This window comes from Aquamicrobium terrae (assembly GCF_052978165.1).
Map to the genome: position 1 here is coordinate 2,639,514 of NZ_JBRKLZ010000001.1, position 18,445 is coordinate 2,657,958.

Below are 18,445 nucleotides of genomic sequence, written 5' to 3' on the forward strand. Positions count from 1 at the left end.
GAGAGGAGGAAGATCATGGGACACACCGAGACCACGCCTCTTCCGCTTGCCGAACAGCGCCGCCGCCATCTGCCGGCAACCGCCGCCCTCGGCTGGCTGGCGGCAGGGTGGCGCGACTTGTGGCGCACGCCGCTGCCAAGCCTCGCCTACGGGGTGGTGGTGTTCGTGCTGTCGCTGGCGGTCGTCATCTGCCTGTTCAGGCTCGAGCTGGATTACATATTGTTCCCGGCGCTGGCCGGCTTCATGGTCGTCGGCCCGCTCGTCGCCATCGGCCTCTACCAGAAAAGCCGGGACCTTGAGGAGGGCAGGCCGGTGAGCCTTGCCCGCATGATCTTCGTCAAGGCGGAATCGGGCGCCCAGGTCTGGTTCACCGGGGCGATCCTGTGCCTGCTGATGCTGGTGTGGATGCGCGCCGCCGTCATCATCTATGCGCTGTTCTTCGGCCTCCGACCGTTCCCCGGCATCGACCACATCGTGCCGATGCTGTTCACCACGCCGGTGGGCCTGGGCATGCTGGCGGTCGGCACCGTTGTGGGCGGGCTGTTCGCGGCCTTCTCCTTTGCCATCAGCACCTTCTCCATCCCCATGCTGCTGGCCGAGAAGATCGACGCCTTCACGGCGATGGGCACGTCCATCTCCATGGTGTTCAGGAACCTGCCGGTCATGCTGATGTGGGGCGCCATCGTGCTGGTGCTGTTCCTGATCAGCGTCGTCACCGGCCTCCTCGGCCTGATCATCATCTTCCCGCTGCTCGGTCATGCGACCTGGCACAGCTACAGGGCGATCAGATGAGTTGCTGCCCGCCTGCAGATCTGGCTGTCGAAGCCGGCCGGAACGCGGCGCGGGAAGAGTTGCGGCTGGCAAGCCGCGACCTGGGCGGGGGGCTCCACCAGGTCGACATTGCCGTGCCGGGCGTCCATTGCGCATCCTGCATCCGCACCGTCGAGCACGGCTTGCGGCAGGTGCCGGGCGTCGAACATGTGCGCGTCAACCTCTCGACCCGCCGCGTCAGCGTCAACTGGCGTGGCGCGGAGGCGCCGGCGCTTCTGCCGGCGCTCGACGCGCTGGGCTTCCCCGGCCATCTGTTCGAGCCGGACGACGGCGCGCGCGACCCCGAGCTTGGCAGGCTGATCCGGGCGCTGGCCGTCGCCGGCTTCTGTGCCATGAACATCATGCTCTTGTCGGTCTCGGTCTGGTCGGGGGCGGATGCCGAAACGCGCTTCGCCTTCCACTGGATCTCGGCCGCGCTGGCGCTGCCTTGCATGCTCTATTCCGGCCGCATCTTCTATGCCTCGGCCTGGTCGGCGCTCAGGAACGGCCGTACCAACATGGATGTGCCGATCTCCATCGGCATCAGCCTCGCCTTCGGCCTCAGCCTCTACGACACCATCCACAATGGCCGCCATGCCTATTTCGATGCTGCGACCTCGCTGATCTTCTTCCTGCTGATCGGCCGCACGCTCGACCATCTGATGCGCGAGAAGGCGCGCGCCGCCGTGCGCGGGCTGGTGCGCCTGGCGCCACGCGGCGCCACGGTGCTGCGCGGGGACGGCGGCCGCGACTACCTGCCCATCGCCGAGGTGGAGCCGGGCATGCGCATCGCGCTGGCCGCGGGCGACCGGGTGCCCGTCGACGGCGTGATCGAGGAGGGCGTTTCCGATCTCGATTGCGCCATCGCCACCGGCGAGAGCGCGCCGCAGCGGGCGGAGCCGGGCTCGGCCGTGCGCGCCGGGACGCTCAATCTGTCCGGTCCGCTGACATTACGGGTCTCGGTCAAGGCGGAACAGTCCTTCCTGGCCGAGATGGTGCGGCTGATGGAGGCGGCGGAAGGCGGCCGAGCCCGCTACCGCCGGCTGGCCGACCGTGCCGCGCGGCTCTATTCGCCGGTGGTCCACGCCACCGCCTTCCTCACCTTCCTCGGCTGGATGGCCGCGACCGGCGACTGGCACCGCGCCATCACCGTCGCCATCGCCGTGCTGATCATCACCTGCCCCTGCGCGCTCGGGCTTGCCGTGCCCATCGTGCAGGTGGTGGCGGCGCGCCGCCTGTTCGAGAACCGCATCATGGTCAAGGACGGCTCGGCGCTGGAGCGCATGGCCGAGATCGACACCGCCGTCTTCGACAAGACCGGCACGCTGACGCTCGGCCGGCCGCGCCTGATCGGCAAGGACGGGATCGCTCCCGACGCTTTCGCCGTCGCCGGGCTGATCGCCGGCCGCTCCAACCATCCGCTGTCGCGGACGATTGCCGCCGATGCGCCCGCTTCGGAGCTTTCGCTTTCCGATGTCGTGGAACGGCCGGGGCTCGGCATCGAGGCGCGTGTCGGCGGCAAGCTCTGCCGTCTCGGCCGGGCCGGCTGGGCGACGGATGAGGCCGTGCGGGAAGGTGGCACCGTGCTTGCCCGCGACGGCGAGGTGCTGGCGCGCTTCCGCTTCGAGGATGCGCTGCGGCCCGGCGCGCGGGCTGCGGTCGAGACGATGCGGCGCAAGGGCCTGCGGCTTGCCGTGCTGTCGGGCGACACCCGTGGCGCCGTGGCGGCGGTCGCGCAGGCGCTCGGCATCGCCGAAGCCGCTTCCGGGCTGCTGCCGGCCGAAAAGGTCGAAAGGCTGCAGGCGCTCGCCCGCGACGGCCGCAAGGCGCTGATGATCGGTGACGGGCTCAACGACGCTCCGGCCCTTGCCGCCGCCCATGTCTCGATGGCGCCGGCCAGCGCCGCCGACATCGGCCGCAACGCCGCCGACTTCGTGTTCCTGCGCGACGAACTCGATGCGGTGCCGCTGGCGCATGAGGTGTCGCGCGCCGCCGGGCGTCTGGTGCGCCAGAACTTCGCGCTGGCGGTGATCTACAATGCCATTGCGCTGCCCATCGCCATTGCCGGCTATGTGACGCCGCTGATCGCCGCGCTCGCCATGTCCTTCTCCTCGATCCTGGTCGTCGCCAATGCCTTGCGCCTGCGAGCCGCAAAGCCGGCTGTGCAGGCGAGCGGGGAGGCGGCAAAGGAAACGGCCGGCCCGATGCACAGGCTGGAGGCGGCAGAATGAGCAGCCTCATCTATCTCGTGCCGCTGGCGCTGGTTTTGGGCGGGGCCGCGCTTGCGGCCTTCTTCTGGTCGTTGAGGAGCGGCCAGTATGACGACCTCGACGGCGCGGCGGAACGCATTTTTATCGATGAAGACGGCGACAAGGCCGGGGGCGGGGAGGGCTCTGCGGGAAATGATGCCGGCAAAACGCCCAAGGAGAAGACCAGATGAAAGGACGGCCCGCGCCGCAGCGCACCATCGTGGTGGACGGCAAGCCGTTGCCGGAAGTGCTGGACGAGGAGATGATCGCCTCCGTCGTCCATGGCTTCTACGACGAAATCCGCAAGGACGACCTGCTCGGCCCGATCTTCAACGGGGCCATCGCCCCGCAGGACTGGCCGCACCATCTCGACAAGATGTGCGCCTTCTGGTCGGCCACGCTTTTGCGCAGCGGCCGCTATGACGGGCGGCCGCTGCCGCCGCATCTGGCGCTGCCGGAACTGGGCGAGGAGCATTTTCGCCGCTGGCTCGCCCTGTTCAGGGCCACGGTGCATGAACTGTGTCCGCCCGACGTTGCCGTGCTGTTCATGGACCGTGCCATGCGCATCGCCCATTCCTTCCGGCTGGCCATCGCCTTCAACCGCGGCGAGGACACCGTGCTGGTCCGCCCCATCGTTGAGGAGACGCTGTGATGAGTGCCGACGCGAGACATCTGCCGGCGGGTGCGCAAGGCAGGCGGGGCGGCGACTGGCCCGCCGTGCTTTCCTACGGCTTCCGGCCGTTCTTCCTGCTCGGCGCGCTCTATGCAGGGCTGATCGTGCTGGCCTGGCTGCCCATCCTCAGCGGCACGCTGGAGACCTTCAGCACCTTCGCGCCGGTCGACTGGCATGTGCATGAAACCATGTTCGGCTATGTGGCGGCGGTCATCACCGGTTTCCTGCTCACCGCCATCCCGAACTGGACCGGCCGCCTGCCGGTGCAGGGCGCGCCGCTTCTGGTGCTGGTGCTCCTGTGGCTGGCGGGACGCTTCGCCGTGTTCTTCTCCGCCGAGATCGGCTGGGTCGCCGCCGCCGTCATAGACTGCGCGTTCCTCGGTGCCGTCGCCGCCTCGGCCGCCAAGGAGATCATCGCCGGGCGCAACTGGCGCAACCTCATGGTCGTCGTGCCCGTCACCGTGTTCCTGCTCTCCAACGTGCTCTTCCATGTCGAGGCCGGGCTTTTTGGCGGCAGTGACTATGCCCGCCGCCTGGCCATCGCCGCCGCCGTGGTGCTGATCGTCATCATCGGCGGCCGCATCATTCCCTCCTTCACCCGCAACTGGATGGTGCGCGAGAATCCGGGCCGGCTGCCGATCCCCTTCAACGGCTTCGACCGCATCGTGCTGCTCGTCTCCGTCCTCGCCCTGCTCGGCTGGACGGTTCTGCCCGAGGGGCTGGTGTCCGGCGTGCTGCTGTGCGCGGCCGGCCTGCTCAACCTTGCGCGGCTGACGCGCTGGGCGGGCGACCGGGCCGGGCGTGACCGGCTCGTGCTGATCCTGCATGTCGCCTATCTGTTCGTGCCGGCCGGTCTGCTGCTGGCCGGGCTGGCGGCGCTCGACCTTGCCGACGTCCCGGCCGTGGCCGCCCTGCATGCCTTCGGCGTCGGCGCCATCGGCACCATGACGCTCGCGGTGATGACGCGGGCCACGCTCGGCCACACCGGCCGCGACCTCAAGGCCGATGTGGCGACGCAACTGATCTATGCCGCCATCGTGCTTGCGGCGCTGGTCCGCATCGTCGCTGCCTTCATGCCCGAACGGATCGGCCTGCTGCATCTTTCGGCCGGGCTGTGGACGCTCGCCTTCCTCGGCTTCTGCCTGCGCTATGGCGGCATGCTGCTGCGGCCCAAGCTGAAGCCCAAGCGGGTGTCGCAGCCGCCGGGGAGGCCGGCATGACCGCCTTCGTGCAACGGCCGGTGCTGGCGCGCGACGCAGCCGGCGCCTTCATGCTCGACGCCGACATGCTGGCCGGGCATTTCGGCTGGCCGGCGGACACGCTGCGCGGTTTCATGCGGCGCGGCATGGTGACAAGCACCGTCGAGCGCGGCGAAGGCGACGACGAAGGCAAATGGCGGCTCAGCGTGCGCTGCGGCAACCGCCGCTGGCAGGCCATCGTGGAGCCGGACGGCACGGTTGCGGCCGAGCATGTCGAGTTCGTGCCGCTGAGGCAGGGAAGATGACGGGCTCCTGACAGGACGGGACCGGGGACACAGGCAGCACCGGCGCGACCGAATCGGCGCAAAGCTGCAAGCCCGCGTCGCGCATGGGAGAGTGCGTGGAAATCCGCCCTCATTTGCTCTAGCCGTTTGTTTCCGAAGCATAATTTCAATAGAAATTTCCTATTATGTCATTAGGTCAGCCTGCTTGACGCATGCTCGGAAAGCGCGTTTTAGGGGGCATGGCTACGACATTCATCGGCAAGAAATCGGCCGCCGCCGGCGGCTGGGGCGCGCTCAAGAGCTGCGGCAGGAAGCTGCTGGCCAGCGGTTCGCCGCTGACGGGCGCGCGCACCATGCTCAAGGCCAACCAGCCGGACGGCTTTGACTGCCCCGGCTGCGCCTGGGGCGATCCCGCGCACGGGTCCTCCTTCGAGTTCTGCGAGAACGGCGTCAAGGCGGTCGCCTGGGAGGCGACCGAAAAGCGCGCCACGCCGGAATTCTTCGCAGCCCACACGGTGACGGAGCTGCGCGCGCTCTCCGACTACGAGCTGGAACTGAACGGCCGCCTCACCCATCCCATGCGCTACGATGCGGCAAGCGACCGCTACCTGCCGGTCGACTGGGAGCAGGCCTTTGCCGAGATCGGCACCATCCTGCGCGGGCTGGACAGTCCCGACCGTGCCGAGTTCTACACGTCCGGCCGGGCGAGCAACGAGGCGGCGTACCTCTACCAGCTCTTCGTGCGCATGTACGGCACCAACAACTTCCCCGACTGCTCCAACATGTGCCATGAGGCCAGCGGCGTGGGCCTGAAACAGGCCATCGGCATCGGCAAGGGCACCGTGCTTCTGGAAGACTTCGAGGAGGCCGACGCCATCTTCGTGATCGGCCAGAACCCCGGCACCAACCATCCGCGCATGCTGGGCGATCTGCGGCGGGCGGCCATGCGCGGCGCGCGCATCGTCGTCCTCAATCCGATCCGCGAGCGCGGGCTGGAGCGCTTTTCCGACCCGCAGGACAAGATCGAGATGATCCGCGGCGGCTCCACCGACATCGCCAGCCACTATTTCCAGCCGGCGCTGGGCGGCGACATGGCCGCCGTGCGCGGCATGGCCAAGGCCGTGCTGGCGGCGGAGGACGCGGCGGTGGCGGAGGGCAGACCCTCCGTCCTCGACCATGCCTTCCTGGAAGAGCATTGCGCGGGCTTCGCGGACTATCGCCGTGCCGTCGAGGCGACCGGCTGGGACGAGATCGAGGACCAGTCCGGCCTGACGCGCGCCGAGATCGAGCAGGCGGCCGAGGTCTACATGAAGGCCGAGCGCGTCATCTGCACCTGGGCCATGGGCGTCACCCAGCACCTGCATTCGGTGGCCACCATCCGCGAGATCGCCAGCTTCATGTTCCTGCGCGGCAATATCGGCCGGCCGGGAGCGGGCCTGTGCCCCGTGCGCGGCCATTCCAACGTGCAGGGCGACCGCACCGTCGGCATCAACGAGAAGCCGCCGGCGGCCTTCCTCGATGCGCTGGAGAAGGAGTTCGGCTTCACCGCACCGCGCAGGGACGGGCACAATGTGCTGGCCGCCATCGGCGCCATGCTGGACGGCAGCGCGCAGGCCTTCATCGGCCTTGGCGGCAATTTCGCCCGCGCCACGCCCGACAGCGCGCTGGTCTCGAAGGCGCTCGGCCGGCAGAAGCTGACCGTCAACATCGCCACCAAGCCCAACCATTCGCACCTGATGCCGGGCGAGGTGAGCTTCATCCTTCCCTGCCTCGGCCGCACCGAGATCGACCTGAATTCGCAGGGCGAATCGCAGCTCGTCAGCGTCGAGGATTCCATGAGCATGGTGCACGGCTCGGGCGGCATCAACCGGCCGGCCTCGCGCCATCTGCGCTCGGAAGTGGCGATCATCGCCGGCATTGCCGCCGCCACGGTCGGCTGCGACAAGGTCGACTGGATGGCGCTGGCCGAGGACTACGACCGCATCCGCGACCATATCGCGGCGACGGTTCCGGGCTTCGAGGACTACAACAAGCGCCTGCGCAAGCCGCGCGGCTTCCACCTGCGCAACCCTGCGGCGCACCGCGACTGGAACACGCCGGCCGGCAAGGCGACCTTCTCCAGCGGGCCGTTGCCGCAGGAAACCGTGCACCAGCGGGCGCGGCGCCAGAACAACCGCTTCGCGCTCCAGACCTTCCGGTCGCATGATCAGTACAACACCACGGTCTACGGTCTCGACGACCGCTATCGCGGCGTCTATGGCGAGCGGCAGGTGGTCTTCATCAACCCGCAGGATTTGCGCGAACTGGGTGCCGAGGCGGGCGATCGCATCGACGTGGTCGGCGTGCATGACGACGGCATCGAGCGCGTGGCGCCGAACTTCCGCTTCGTGCCCTACGACATCCCGCGCGGCAGCATCGCCGGCTACTATCCCGAGCTCAACGTGCTGGTGCCGCTGAGCAGCGCCGGTGAGGAAAGTGACACGCCGACCTCGAAGTCGATCATGGTCACCTTCCGCAATCGCGAGGCGGCATGAGCCGCGCGGAGCCGGACGCCGGCGTTTTCCTCGACGCCGCTGAGCGGCTGGCGTGCCTTGATGCGCGCCTCAGCCCATTGCAGGCCGGGCTGTTGGCGGCGTCGCATCTCGGCATCGCCGGCGACAGTCGCAGTTTCTCGCGTCTTCTCGGCATCGAGCATGCGCTGGTGTTGCGCGAACTCGCCGGGCTTGCCGAGGATGGCGACCTCCTGCGCATAACCGGGCGCGATGCCCGCACCATGAGGACCCATTATGTGCCGGGTGCGGAGGGCGCGCGCCTGCTTGCCGCGCTCGATCCGCCCGTTCCGCTTTCCCTGGCCGGTTGATCCGGTCCCGGTTGGCGTTCCCGTCGCCTTCGGCTAATCATTGCCGGACAGGTGCGGGGATTGCGCCGGGAGGAAGTGAATGCAGGCGCAATCGTCGCGCAAGGTGAGGGAGAGCCCGAGCGATCCCGAATTCGGACCCTGGCTGGCGCAGGCCTCGATCCTGGTTGTCGATGACGAGCCGGGCATGCGCAATTTCCTGATGCGCACGCTGGGGCCGCGCTGCAAGCTGATCGAGGAGGCGGCCGATACGGAAGAGGCGTCGCGCAAGCTCGACCAGCAGCATTTCGACGTCGTCATCCTCGACAACATCATGCCAGGCAAGACCGGCGTCGAATGGCTGGCGGAGCAGCGCGCCATCGGCTTCTTCGCCGATGCGATCCTGATGACCGCCTATGCCGACCTCGACACCGCCATCCAGGCGCTGCGTGCCGGCGCGGTGGATTTCGTGCTGAAGCCGTTCCGGTCGAACCAGCTCCTCAACGCCGTGGCGCGTTGCCTCGATCGCATGCGGCTGCGGCGCGAGAACTATGTGCTGCGCTACGAACTCAAATCCACGTCCGACCATGTGCTGCTGCGCGACCGGCTGATCGGCGCCTCGACGGCGATCCGCGACGTGCGCGACACCATCGCCCGCGTCGCGCCGCTGCCGACTTCGGTGCTGCTGACCGGGCAGTCCGGCACCGGCAAGGAGGTGGCGGCGCGCCTGCTGCACTCGCTTTCGGACCGGGCGCAGAAGCCGTTCGTACCGGTCAACTGCGCAGCGATCCCGCCCGAAATGATCGAGAGCGAACTGTTCGGCCATCTCAAGGGAGCCTTTACCGGCGCCGAGGCCGGCCGCGAGGGCTTGTTCATGTATGCGCAGGGCGGCACGCTGTTCCTCGACGAGATCGGCGAGTTGCCGCCGGCCGTGCAGAGCAAGCTGCTGCGCGTGCTGGAGGACAGGCGCGTGCGCCCGGTCGGCTCGGAACGCGAAATCCCGGTCGACCTGCGTTTCATTTTCGCCACCAATGCCGATCTTGAGCAGGATGTCGAGCAGGGCCGCTTCCGCCGCGACCTGTTCTACCGGCTGAACGTGGTGCGCATCCATCTGCCGCCCCTGAAGGACCGGGACGACGACGTGCAGGAGCTGGCCGACCAGTTCATGCACAAGCTTTCCCTGCAACTCGGCATGCCGCCGGTGCCGATCGACGATTCCCTGCGCGCCGCCTTCAGCCGCTATGACTGGCCGGGCAACGTGCGCGAGCTGCGCAACCTGATCGAGCGGGCGCTGATCCTCGGCAAGTTCTCGCATGATTTCGGTGATGGGCCGCGCGCCGAAGAAGGGTCGGCGACGGACAGCCTTGCCGACATCGAGCGCCGGCACATCCTTGGCGCCCTGAAGGAGGCCGGGGGCGACAAGGAGCTGGCCGCCCGCAGGCTTGGCATTTCACGCAAGACCATCGACCGCAAGCTGGCCGCCTGGAATGGCTGAACGGGACGGCATCGAGGCAGGACCGGTGGAGACCGCCGCCGGACCCGCCACAATGCCGTCAGGGGCGCAGCCTGCCCGGACGAAGCCGTGGCATTCGGTTCGCTTCCGGCTTCTGGCCATCGCCCTGTTGCCGACGCTGGTGATCCTGCCGCTGCTGCTCGGCGTGACCATGGCGCGCTGGAACGCCAAGTTCGACACCATGCTGATCTCCAAGGTGAACGGGGATCTCACCATCGCCCATCAATATCTGGCCCGCATCCTGGAAACGACCAATGCCCAGGTGCTCGCGCTGGGAGGCGCCGCGCGCTTCCGTGACACGGTGGACGCGGGCAGCGGCGCCGAGCTTGCCGCCCTGCTGGAGGAGAACCGGAGCGCGCTGGGCCTCGATTTTCTCTATCTTGCCGACGGGACCGGCACGGTCGAGGTTTCCGCGCCGGAGTTCCGGGCCGCGACGCTGCGGTCCGACTGGCCGATCATCGCCTCGGCCCGGCGCGGGGAGGCGGCGACGGCCCTCGACATCTTCTCCAACGATGAACTGGCCGCGATTGCCGAGCCGCTTGCCGGCCGCGCGCGGCTGGCGCTGGTGCCGACGCCCAACGCCACGCCTGTCGAGCGCGATGTCGAGACGCGCGGCATGGTCGTCCATTCGGCCAGCCCGGTCACGCTGGCGGGGGGGCGTGCCGGGGTTCTGGTCGGCGGCATCGTGCTCAACCAGAATCTGGATTTCATCGATACGATCAATGCCCTCGTCTATCGCGAGGCGAGCCTGCCCGAGGGCAGCCAGGGCACGGCGACGCTGTTTCTGGACGATGTGCGCATCAGCACCAATGTGCGCCTGTTCGAGGGGCGGCGCGCGCTGGGCACGCGGGTTTCGGCGGAGGTGCGATCCGCCGTTCTGGACGAGGGGCGGACTTGGCTGGACAGCGCCTTCGTGGTGAACGACCGCTACATTTCCGCCTATGAGCCGATCGTCGACAGCTACGGCAAGCGCGTCGGCATGCTCTATGTCGGTTTCCTCGAGGCGCCGTTCACGCAGGCGAAGCGCCAGACGCTGCTGCTCATCGTCCTCACCTTCCTTGCCGTGACGGCGCTGACCGTGCCGCTCTTCCTGCGCTGGGCCGGCTCGATCTTCCGGCCGCTGGAGCGCATGACCGGCACCATTGCCCGGGTCGAGGGCGGCGACCTCGGCGCACGCAGCGGCGTTGCCGCGGCAAGGGACGAGATCGGCCGCGTGGCGCTGCATCTCGATCACCTGCTGGACCTGTTGCAGGAGCGGGACCGCCAGTTGCGCGAATGGAACGAGGAACTGAACGCGCGCGTGGAGGAGCGCACGCGCGAGTTGCGGCTGGCCAACCAGCAGCTCGAGGCGACCACCAGGCAGCTCATCATGTCGGAGAAGCTTGCCGCCATCGGCGAGATCACCGCCGGCGTTGCGCATGAGATCAACAATCCCATCGCCGTCATGCAGGGCAACCTGGAGGTGATCCGCAACGCCATGGGCCGGAAGGCCGAGCTGGCGAAAACGGAATTTCGCCTTCTGGACGAGCAGATCATGCGCATCAGCCAGATCGTCACCAAGCTGTTGCAGTTCGCCAAGCCGGAGGAATATGCCGGCTATGTGGAGCGCCATTCCCCCGATGACGTGATCGGCGACTGCCTGCCGCTGGTCCAGCACCTGCTCAACAAGGCGCGCATCGCCGTGATCCGGGAAAGCGCCGCCACCCGCCTGGTGGCGATGAACCGCACCGAGCTTCAGCAGGTGCTGGTCAACCTGCTGGTCAACGCCATCCAGGCAATGCCCGACGGCGGGCAGGTGACGCTCGGCACCCGCGACGAGGACAGGGACGGAAGCCGCGGCATCGCAGTGACGGTGGCCGACACCGGCCTCGGCATGAGCGAGGAGGTGATGGCGCGGGTGTTCGATCCCTTCTTCACCACCAAGCGGCGGGAAGGCACGGGCCTCGGCCTGTCCATCAGCCAGAAGCTGGTCACCCGCCAGGGCGGCAAGATCAGCGCGGTCAGCGAAGCCGGCAGGGGCACGGTCTTCACCGTCTGGCTGCCCGAGGCGGAATAGGCGGCCCGCGCCAGCCGGACATTTTGTCCGGGCGCCCGGACAAAATGTCCATAGACGTCTCCTCTCGGCCGATAAGCCCATGAAATCGTGCGCCGGTGCAAATGGCACGCGAGTTGCTTGGCGGCTTGCGCAATCCATTGGAGGGAGGCGCATGAGGTTTTCGCAAGGCGGATAACGGATTTCCCGAACGGTTGGGTCCTTGAGAGGAAGGGGCCGCCGTATCCGAACAATCACCCAGCATGAAGAAGCACGCCGGCGGGGTTCTGGCGGAGCGGAGGAGGATTTATGTCTACAGCAAGTGACGTCATAGCGGGGGGATTCGGCAATGCCGGCATCCTCGACAAGGAACGCATCGTGGCCCGGCCGGGCTTCAACCGCTGGCTGGTGCCGCCGGCGGCCCTGTGCATCCACCTGTGCATCGGCATGGCCTACGGCTTCAGCGTGTTCTGGCTGCCGCTGTCGCGCGCCATCGGCATAGACCAGCCGGCGGCCTGCCCGGACATGAGCCTGGCGACGGCCCTGTTCACCACCACTTGCGACTGGCGCGTGTCCGACCTCGGCTGGATGTACACGCTGTTCTTCGTGCTGCTGGGATGCTCGGCCGCCACCTGGGGCGGCTGGCTGGAGCGCGTGGGACCGCGCAAGGCCGGCATCGTCTCGGCGCTGTGCTGGTGCGGCGGCATGGCGCTGGCCGCGATCGGCGTCATGATCCATCAACTGTGGCTGATGTGGCTCGGCGCCGGCATCATCGGCGGCATCGGCCTCGGCATCGGCTACATCTCGCCGGTCTCGACCCTCATCAAGTGGTTTCCGGATCGGCGCGGCATGGCGACCGGCATGGCCATCATGGGCTTCGGCGGCGGCGCCATGATCGGCGCGCCGCTGGCCGACCTGCTGATGAACCATTTCCGCACCGGGACGTCGGTGGGCGTGTGGCAGACCTTCCTCGTCATGGCCGCCATCTATGCCGTCTCCATGCTTTCGGGCGCATTCGGCTACCGCATCCCGCCCGCCGGCTGGCGGCCGGAAGGCTGGACGCCGCCCGCATCCTCGAAGCAAAGCATGATCACCACCCGTCACGTCCATCTGCGCGACGCGCACAAGACCAGGCAGTTCTGGCTGATGTGGACGCTCCTGACCATGAACGTCTCGGCCGGCATCGGCGTCATCGGCATGGCCTCGCCCATGTTGCAGGAGATTTTCGGCGGCCGGCTGATCGGCCTTCCCGAACTGTCCTTCACCGATCTTTCGAACGAGCAGAAGGCGGCGATCGCTGCCATCGCGGCCGGCTTTGCCGGGCTGATCTCGCTGTTCAACATCGGTGGCCGCTTCGTGTGGGCCTCGCTGTCGGACAAGATTGGCCGCAAGAACACCTATTATGTGTTCTTCATCCTCGGCATCGTGCTCTACGCGCTGGCGCCGACGGCGGCGGGCATGGGCAGCCAGGTGCTGTTCGTCTCCATCTTCTGCATCATCCTGTCCATGTATGGCGGCGGGTTCTCGACCATTCCGGCCTATCTCGCCGACATCTTCGGCACCCAGTTCGTCGGCGCGATCCATGGCCGCCTGCTGACCGCATGGGCCACGGCCGGTATCCTCGGCCCGGTGGTGGTGAACTATATCCGCGAGTTCCAGATCGCGGCCGGCATCCCGCGCGAGCAGGTCTACGACTTCACCATGTACATCCTCGTGGGCTTCCTGATCGTCGGCCTGATCGCCAACGCGCTTGTCAAGCCGGTCGATCCCAAGCTCTACATGAGCGACGAGGAGGTCGCCGCGATCCAGGCACGGACGGCGGCGTCCGACGAGGGGCGCATCGGCTCCTTCGGCATCGGCAAGGGCGGGCTCGACCTGAAGGCCGCGCTTGCCTGGACGGCGGTCGGCATCCCGATCCTGTGGGGCGTGTGGATCACGCTGCAGAACACCGCGGCACTCTTCGGGTGACGCCTGGAAAGAAAACGGCGGGGACCATCCCCGCCGTTTTGCTTTGTTTCTTCCCTTATTTCGCGCTCAGGCCGCGCTCGATCAGCCGCGCCAGCCGTTGCGAGAAGGCCTTGGCGTCGACCGGACGGTCGCCGTCGAGCACGCGCGCCTCGTCATAGAGCATGTGGGCGACGTCGCCGCGGAACTCCGATTCCGCCTCGCCCAATTTGGCCAGCGCCGCGATGCGCGGATGGCTGGGATTGACTTCAAGGATCGGCTTCGACGCCGTGTCCAGCCGGCCGGCGGCGCTGAGCAGCCGCTCGAACTGGCGGTCGAGCGCGTCTTCGGGCGCGACGAGGCAGACGGCGCTTTCGGTGAGGCGGTCGGAAGCGCGCACGTCCGACACATCGTCGCCCAGCGTTTCCTTGACGAAGGCGAGGAAGCCCTCGACCTCGGCCGGGGTTTGCGGGTTGTCCTTCGCTTCCGCATCGGACAGCGGAATATCGGCCAGCTCGGCGCCGCCCTGCGTCACCGACTTGAACGGCTTGCCTTCGAACTCCGGCGCGTTGGCGGTCCAGAAGGCATCGATCGGATCGGTCAGAAGCAGCACCTCGACGCCGCGCGCCTTGAAGCCTTCGAGCTGCGGCGAGCTTTCCAGTCGCGCGCGCTCGTCGCCGGTCATGAAGTAGATGGCCTTCTGGCCCTCTTTCATCGCCGCCACATAGTCGGCAAGGCTGCGCGGCTTGTCGCTGGGCGTCGTGGAGGTGAAACGGATCAGCTTCAGCAACTGCTCGCGGCGCTCGAAGTCCTCGTAGAGGCCTTCCTTGATCACCGCGCCGAAATTCTCCCAGATCTTGCCATAGGCTTCCGCATCGTTCTCGGCCATTTTGGTAAGATCGTTGAGCACCCGGCTGGTGACGCCCTTGCGGATGGCGGCCAGAAGCGGGTTCTGCTGGATCATCTCGCGCGAGATGTTGAGCGGCAGGTCGGCGGAATCGACGATGCCGCGCACGAAACGCAGATAGCGCGGCACAAGCTCCGCATCGTCGGTGATGAAGACGCGGCGTACATAGAGCTTCATGTGGCCGCTGCGGTCGGGGTCGAACAGGTCGAAGGGCCGGGAGCCCGGAATGAAGGCCAGCACGTTGTATTCCTGCCGCCCCTCGGCGCGGAAATGGATGGTGGCGGCCGGATCGTCATACTGGCCGGCGACGCTGCGGTAGAAGTCGGTGTATTCTTCCGGCTTGATCTCGCTCTTCGGCTTGACCCACAGCGCGGTGCCGTCGGCGATCTCGCGCGGCTCCGCGCCGGGCTTTTCCACCAGCTTGATCGGCACCGGCACATGGCCGGAATGCGACCTGACCAGTCGTTCGAGCCGGTAGGGCTCGGTGCAGGAGGCGGCATCCTCCATGAGGTGCAGCACCACGCGCGTGCCGCGCTGCGGCGCATCCTCAAGCGTGGCCGGGCCGACCGAATAGGAGCCCTTGCCGTCGGACGACCAGCGCCATGCCTCGTCCGAGCCGGCGGGCCGCGAGATCACCTCGACCTTTTCGGCGACTATGAAGGCCGAATAGAAGCCGACGCCGAACTGGCCGACCAGCTCCGCCTTCTCGCCGCCCTTGGCGGCTTCCAGCCGTTCCATGAAGGCGCGGGTGCCGGAGCGGGCGATGGTGCCGAGCGCCTCGGTCATCTCCTCGCCGCTCATGCCGATGCCGTTGTCCTCGACGCTGAGCTGTCTGGCCTCGGCATCGGCGAGGATGGTGATGCGCGGCTTCGGGTCGTCGCCCAGCAGTTCGGGACGCGCGATCGCCTCGTAGCGCAGCTTCTCGCAGGCGTCGGCGGCGTTGGAAATCAGCTCGCGCAGGAACACGTCGCGGTCGGAATAGACCGAATGCACCATCATGTGCAGAAGCCGGGCGACATCGGCCTCGAAGCTCCTGGTTTCCATCTCGGTTGTCGTCATGTCGGATTGCCCCTGAATTCTTCGGTCCCCAGATGGCGGCACCGTGGAAGTTTTTCAAGACTTGAATCGAGGGGCTGCGGCCCCATGCAAAAGGGCAGGCGAAAGTGTTTCGCCCGCCCTTCCGTCATCCGTCGACCGGCTTTTACAATGCGCGGTCGTCGGCGCCTTCCTTGACGCGGGTCGGCAGGCCGATCTTGCCGAGCAGGTCGAGGAACGGGCGCGGCGGCAGTTCCTCGATATTGGCCATCTTCTTCACGTCCCACTCGCCGGTGGCGACCAGAAGCGCTGCGGCTACTGCCGGCACGCCGGCCGTGTAGGAGATGCCCTGCGAGCCGACTTCCTCGAAAGCTTCCTTGTGATCGGCCACGTTGTAGATGAAGACCTCGCGCTCCTTGCCGTCCTTCACGCCCTTCACCAGATCGCCGATGCAGGTCTTGCCGGTGTAGTCGGGAGCCAGCGAGCCCGGATCGGGCAGCACTGCCTTGACCACCTTGAGTGGCACCACTTCGAGCCCTTCCGCCGTTTTCACCGGCTTCTCGGAGAGAAGGCCGAGGTTCTTCAGCACGGTGAACACGTTGATGTAGTGGTCGCCGAAGCCCATCCAGAAGCGGACATTCGGAACCTTGAGGATCTGCGAGAGCGAATGCACCTCGTCATGGCCGGTCATATAGGCCTTCTGCTTGCCGACGACGGGCAGGTCCCACTCCTTGCCGATCTCGAACATCTTGTTCTCGGTCCACTTGTTGTCCTGCCAGGACCACACGCGGCCAGTGAACTCGCGGAAGTTGATCTCGGGATCGAAATTGGTCGCGAAATAGCGGCCATGGCTGCCGGCATTGATGTCGATGATGTCTATCGAATCGATGCGGTCGAAATAGTCGTCATAGGCGAGCTTGGCATAGGCGTTGACCACGCCGGGATCGAAGCCGGCGCCGAGGATGGCGGTGACGCCGGCCTTCTTGGCCTCCTCGCGGCGCTTCCACTCGTAATTGGCGTACCATGGCGGCGTCTCGCACACCTTGGCCGGGTCCTCGTGGATGGCGGTGTCGATATAGGCCGCGCCCGTCTCGATGCAGGCCGACATGACCGACATGTTGAGGAAGGCCGAGCCGACATTGATGACGATCTGGGCGTTCGTCTTCCTGATGAGCGCCTTGGTCGCCTCGACGTCCATGGCGTCGAGCTGGTGGGCCTCGATCACGCCCTCTGTCTTGAGGGCCTTCTTTTCCCGGACGGAGTCCACGATGGACTGGCACTTCGCAAGGGTGCGCGAGGCGATATGGATATCGCCGAGCACATCGTTGTTCTGCGCGCACTTATGCGCCACGACCTGCGCCACGCCGCCGGCGCCGATGATGAGCACGTTTTTCTTCATTCCGGGGGATGTTTCCTTCTGGGCTGGAGTTGAAAGACGGGCCTGCTTCTACGACAGGCTTTGCTCGTAGTCCGCGAAGCCGAATTCGCGCACCACCCTGACCGATCCGTCCAGTTCGCGGATCGCGATTGCCGGCATGTTGACGCCGTTGAACCAGTTCTTCTTGACCATGGTGTAGCCGGCCGCGTCCTGGACGGAAATGCGGTCGCCGATCTTCAGTTCGGCCGGGAAGTCGAATTCGCCGAACACGTCGCCCGCCAGGCACGACTTGCCGCATACCATGTAGCGGTGCGGCCCTTCGTTGGGCGCCACCTTGGCGCTTTCGCGGTAGATCAGAAGGTCCAGCATATGGGCCTCGATGGAGGAATCCACGATGGCGAGCTGCTTGCCGTTGAACAGCGTGTCGAGCACGGTCACTTCCAGCGTCGTGCTTTTGGTGATCGAGGCTTCGCCCGGTTCCAGATAGACCTGCACGCCGAAGCGGTCGGCGAACGTCTTGAGCCGCTCGCAGAAGGCATCGAGCGGATAGTCCTCGCCGGTGAAGTGAATGCCGCCGCCGAGGCTGACCCATTCGGCCTGGCCGAGCAGGGCGCCGAACTTCTCCTCGATCCGGGACAGCATGCGGTCGAACAGCGTAAAATCCGCGTTCTCGCAATTGTTGTGGATCATGAAGCCGCTGATGCGGTCCATGACCTTTTCCACCTTGTCCGCATCCCATTCACCCAGCCGGCTGAACGGGCGCGCCGGATCCGCAAGGTCGAAGGACGACGATGAGACGCCCGGATTGAGGCGCAGGCCGCGCGCGATGCCGCCGGCCCGGTCCCCGAAGCGTTCGAGCTGGCCGATCGAGTTGAAGATGATCTTGTCGGCGTGGGAGACGACCGCGTCGATCTCATAGTCGGCATAGGCCACCGAATAGGCATGGGTCTCGCCGCCGAATTTCTCGCGGCCGAGCCGGACTTCGTAGAGCGAGGAGGAGGTGGTGCCGTCCATGTACTGGCGCATGAAGTCGAACACCGACCAGGTGGCGAAGCATTTCAGCGCCAGCAGCGCCTTGGCCCCCGACTTCTCGCGGACATAGGCGATCTTCTCCATGTTTTGCAGGAGGCGCGCCTTGTCGATGAGATAGTAGGGGGTCTGGATGGTCATTCGGCCTGCTCGCGGAAATCACTGCCTCGAAGGCAAGTTCCTTGTCTGGAAATGTCGGGGTCGGGAAAAGCTGGTTGGAACCTGCTCCGCCGCTCCAAGCGGATTGTTCCCGATGCGATTGAATGGAAAATGACGACCCGGTCGCGCTCGTTTCTGCGTCCGGGCAACCAGCCCGCTTACCTCGCGGGCTCCTGTCTGGGTCTCAGGGTCGTCTTCATGGCGCGGAAGTTAATGGACCCCCCCTCGAAGTTCAAGTGACATCTTCGCGACAGCGCCCTGCTTGACAAACGGCCAATATGCTCCAACCTAATGCGTATGAGCACTTCGTGGGCCCACATCATGTTTCGGAGCCATCCCTTGATGGGAGGCTGACCCGGCTCGGGCCGTCCCCCCCGAGACCGGGGGATTTCCATCC

At 66.6% G+C, this 18,445-nt stretch carries 14 protein-coding genes; 11 read left to right on the forward strand and 3 right to left on the reverse strand.

The annotated features are described in order from the left end of the window. Positions 1-15 precede the first annotated feature (15 nt). The 11 genes from ACVCNR_RS12975 (at position 16) to ACVCNR_RS13025 (ending at position 13,564) form a co-directional block, all read left to right on the forward strand. The gene (locus ACVCNR_RS12975; RefSeq protein ID WP_354195081.1) at positions 16-792 is read left to right on the forward strand and encodes a DUF2189 domain-containing protein; all 777 of its coding nucleotides are present in this window, start codon (positions 16-18) and stop codon (positions 790-792) included. Beyond that, complete coding sequence (locus ACVCNR_RS12980) at positions 789-3,041, forward strand: cation-translocating P-type ATPase (protein WP_447075085.1); 2,253 nt, start codon at positions 789-791, stop codon at positions 3,039-3,041. Before ACVCNR_RS12975 ends, ACVCNR_RS12980 begins: the two co-directional genes overlap by 4 nt. Further along, positions 3,038-3,250, forward strand: a complete 213-nt coding sequence (gene ccoS / locus ACVCNR_RS12985; protein ID WP_354195085.1) for a cbb3-type cytochrome oxidase assembly protein CcoS — start codon at positions 3,038-3,040, stop codon at positions 3,248-3,250. Before ACVCNR_RS12980 ends, ccoS begins: the two co-directional genes overlap by 4 nt. A gap of 71 nt (positions 3,251-3,321) precedes the next feature. After that, a complete protein-coding gene (locus ACVCNR_RS12990; RefSeq protein WP_435521561.1) occupies positions 3,322-3,711 on the forward strand; it encodes a group III truncated hemoglobin in 390 nt (129 codons plus the stop codon). Then, positions 3,711-4,952 carry an NnrS family protein gene (locus ACVCNR_RS12995; RefSeq protein WP_447075086.1) on the forward strand — a complete coding sequence of 414 codons (1,242 nt, stop codon included), beginning with the start codon at positions 3,711-3,713 and terminating at the stop codon, positions 4,950-4,952. Before ACVCNR_RS12990 ends, ACVCNR_RS12995 begins: the two co-directional genes overlap by 1 nt. Further along, the gene (locus tag ACVCNR_RS13000; RefSeq protein ID WP_354195091.1) at positions 4,949-5,236 is read left to right on the forward strand and encodes a DUF6522 family protein; all 288 of its coding nucleotides are present in this window, start codon (positions 4,949-4,951) and stop codon (positions 5,234-5,236) included. Before ACVCNR_RS12995 ends, ACVCNR_RS13000 begins: the two co-directional genes overlap by 4 nt. A 218-nt stretch (positions 5,237-5,454) precedes the next feature. Further along, positions 5,455-7,749, forward strand: a complete 2,295-nt coding sequence (locus tag ACVCNR_RS13005; RefSeq protein ID WP_447075087.1) for an FdhF/YdeP family oxidoreductase — start codon at positions 5,455-5,457, stop codon at positions 7,747-7,749. After that, positions 7,746-8,075, forward strand: coding sequence for a hypothetical protein (locus ACVCNR_RS13010; protein WP_447075088.1), 330 nt, complete (start codon positions 7,746-7,748; stop codon positions 8,073-8,075). Before ACVCNR_RS13005 ends, ACVCNR_RS13010 begins: the two co-directional genes overlap by 4 nt. Positions 8,076-8,154: 79 nt before the next feature. Further along, positions 8,155-9,546 carry a sigma-54-dependent transcriptional regulator gene (locus ACVCNR_RS13015; RefSeq protein ID WP_447075089.1) on the forward strand — a complete coding sequence of 464 codons (1,392 nt, stop codon included), beginning with the start codon at positions 8,155-8,157 and terminating at the stop codon, positions 9,544-9,546. A 52-nt stretch (positions 9,547-9,598) separates the two neighbouring features. Beyond that, positions 9,599-11,620, forward strand: coding sequence for a sensor histidine kinase (locus ACVCNR_RS13020; RefSeq protein WP_447075697.1), 2,022 nt, complete (start codon positions 9,599-9,601; stop codon positions 11,618-11,620). Between the two features lie 285 nt (positions 11,621-11,905). Beyond that, positions 11,906-13,564 (forward strand): OFA family MFS transporter, encoded by a 1,659-nt coding sequence (locus ACVCNR_RS13025; RefSeq protein ID WP_447075090.1) that lies wholly within the window; start codon positions 11,906-11,908, stop codon positions 13,562-13,564. Between the two features lie 55 nt (positions 13,565-13,619). On the opposite strand, the gene htpG is transcribed toward ACVCNR_RS13025, so the two are convergent. The 3 genes from htpG to nspC form a co-directional block, all read right to left on the reverse strand. Beyond that, a complete protein-coding gene (gene htpG, locus ACVCNR_RS13030) occupies positions 13,620-15,506 on the reverse strand; it encodes a molecular chaperone HtpG (RefSeq protein ID WP_447075091.1) in 1,887 nt (628 codons plus the stop codon). 142 nt (positions 15,507-15,648) lie between these two features. Then, the gene (locus ACVCNR_RS13035) at positions 15,649-16,881 is read right to left on the reverse strand and encodes a saccharopine dehydrogenase family protein (protein WP_447075092.1); all 1,233 of its coding nucleotides are present in this window, start codon (positions 16,879-16,881) and stop codon (positions 15,649-15,651) included. A 48-nt stretch (positions 16,882-16,929) separates the two neighbouring features. Further along, a complete protein-coding gene (nspC, locus tag ACVCNR_RS13040; RefSeq protein ID WP_447075093.1) occupies positions 16,930-18,030 on the reverse strand; it encodes a carboxynorspermidine decarboxylase in 1,101 nt (366 codons plus the stop codon). Positions 18,031-18,445 lie beyond the last annotated feature (415 nt).

Excerpts from the sequence above, each read along its gene's own strand:
- nspC (WP_447075093.1), bottom strand. The coding sequence starts at position 18,030 with ATGACCATCCAGACCCCCTACTATCTCATCGACAAGGCGCGCCTCCTG.
- ACVCNR_RS12975 (WP_354195081.1), top strand. The coding sequence starts at position 16 with ATGGGACACACCGAGACCACGCCTCTTCCGCTTGCCGAACAGCGCCGC.
- ACVCNR_RS13015 (WP_447075089.1), top strand. The coding sequence starts at position 8,155 with ATGCAGGCGCAATCGTCGCGCAAGGTGAGGGAGAGCCCGAGCGATCCC.
- ACVCNR_RS13035 (WP_447075092.1), bottom strand. The coding sequence starts at position 16,881 with ATGAAGAAAAACGTGCTCATCATCGGCGCCGGCGGCGTGGCGCAGGTC.
- ACVCNR_RS12990 (WP_435521561.1), top strand. The coding sequence starts at position 3,322 with ATGATCGCCTCCGTCGTCCATGGCTTCTACGACGAAATCCGCAAGGAC.
- htpG (WP_447075091.1), bottom strand. The coding sequence starts at position 15,506 with ATGACGACAACCGAGATGGAAACCAGGAGCTTCGAGGCCGATGTCGCC.
- ACVCNR_RS13010 (WP_447075088.1), top strand. The coding sequence starts at position 7,746 with ATGAGCCGCGCGGAGCCGGACGCCGGCGTTTTCCTCGACGCCGCTGAG.
- ACVCNR_RS13000 (WP_354195091.1), top strand. The coding sequence starts at position 4,949 with ATGACCGCCTTCGTGCAACGGCCGGTGCTGGCGCGCGACGCAGCCGGC.
- ACVCNR_RS13020 (WP_447075697.1), top strand. The coding sequence starts at position 9,599 with ATGCCGTCAGGGGCGCAGCCTGCCCGGACGAAGCCGTGGCATTCGGTT.
- ACVCNR_RS13025 (WP_447075090.1), top strand. The coding sequence starts at position 11,906 with ATGTCTACAGCAAGTGACGTCATAGCGGGGGGATTCGGCAATGCCGGC.
- ACVCNR_RS13005 (WP_447075087.1), top strand. The coding sequence starts at position 5,455 with ATGGCTACGACATTCATCGGCAAGAAATCGGCCGCCGCCGGCGGCTGG.
- ACVCNR_RS12995 (WP_447075086.1), top strand. The coding sequence starts at position 3,711 with ATGAGTGCCGACGCGAGACATCTGCCGGCGGGTGCGCAAGGCAGGCGG.
- ccoS (WP_354195085.1), top strand. The coding sequence starts at position 3,038 with ATGAGCAGCCTCATCTATCTCGTGCCGCTGGCGCTGGTTTTGGGCGGG.
- ACVCNR_RS12980 (WP_447075085.1), top strand. The coding sequence starts at position 789 with ATGAGTTGCTGCCCGCCTGCAGATCTGGCTGTCGAAGCCGGCCGGAAC.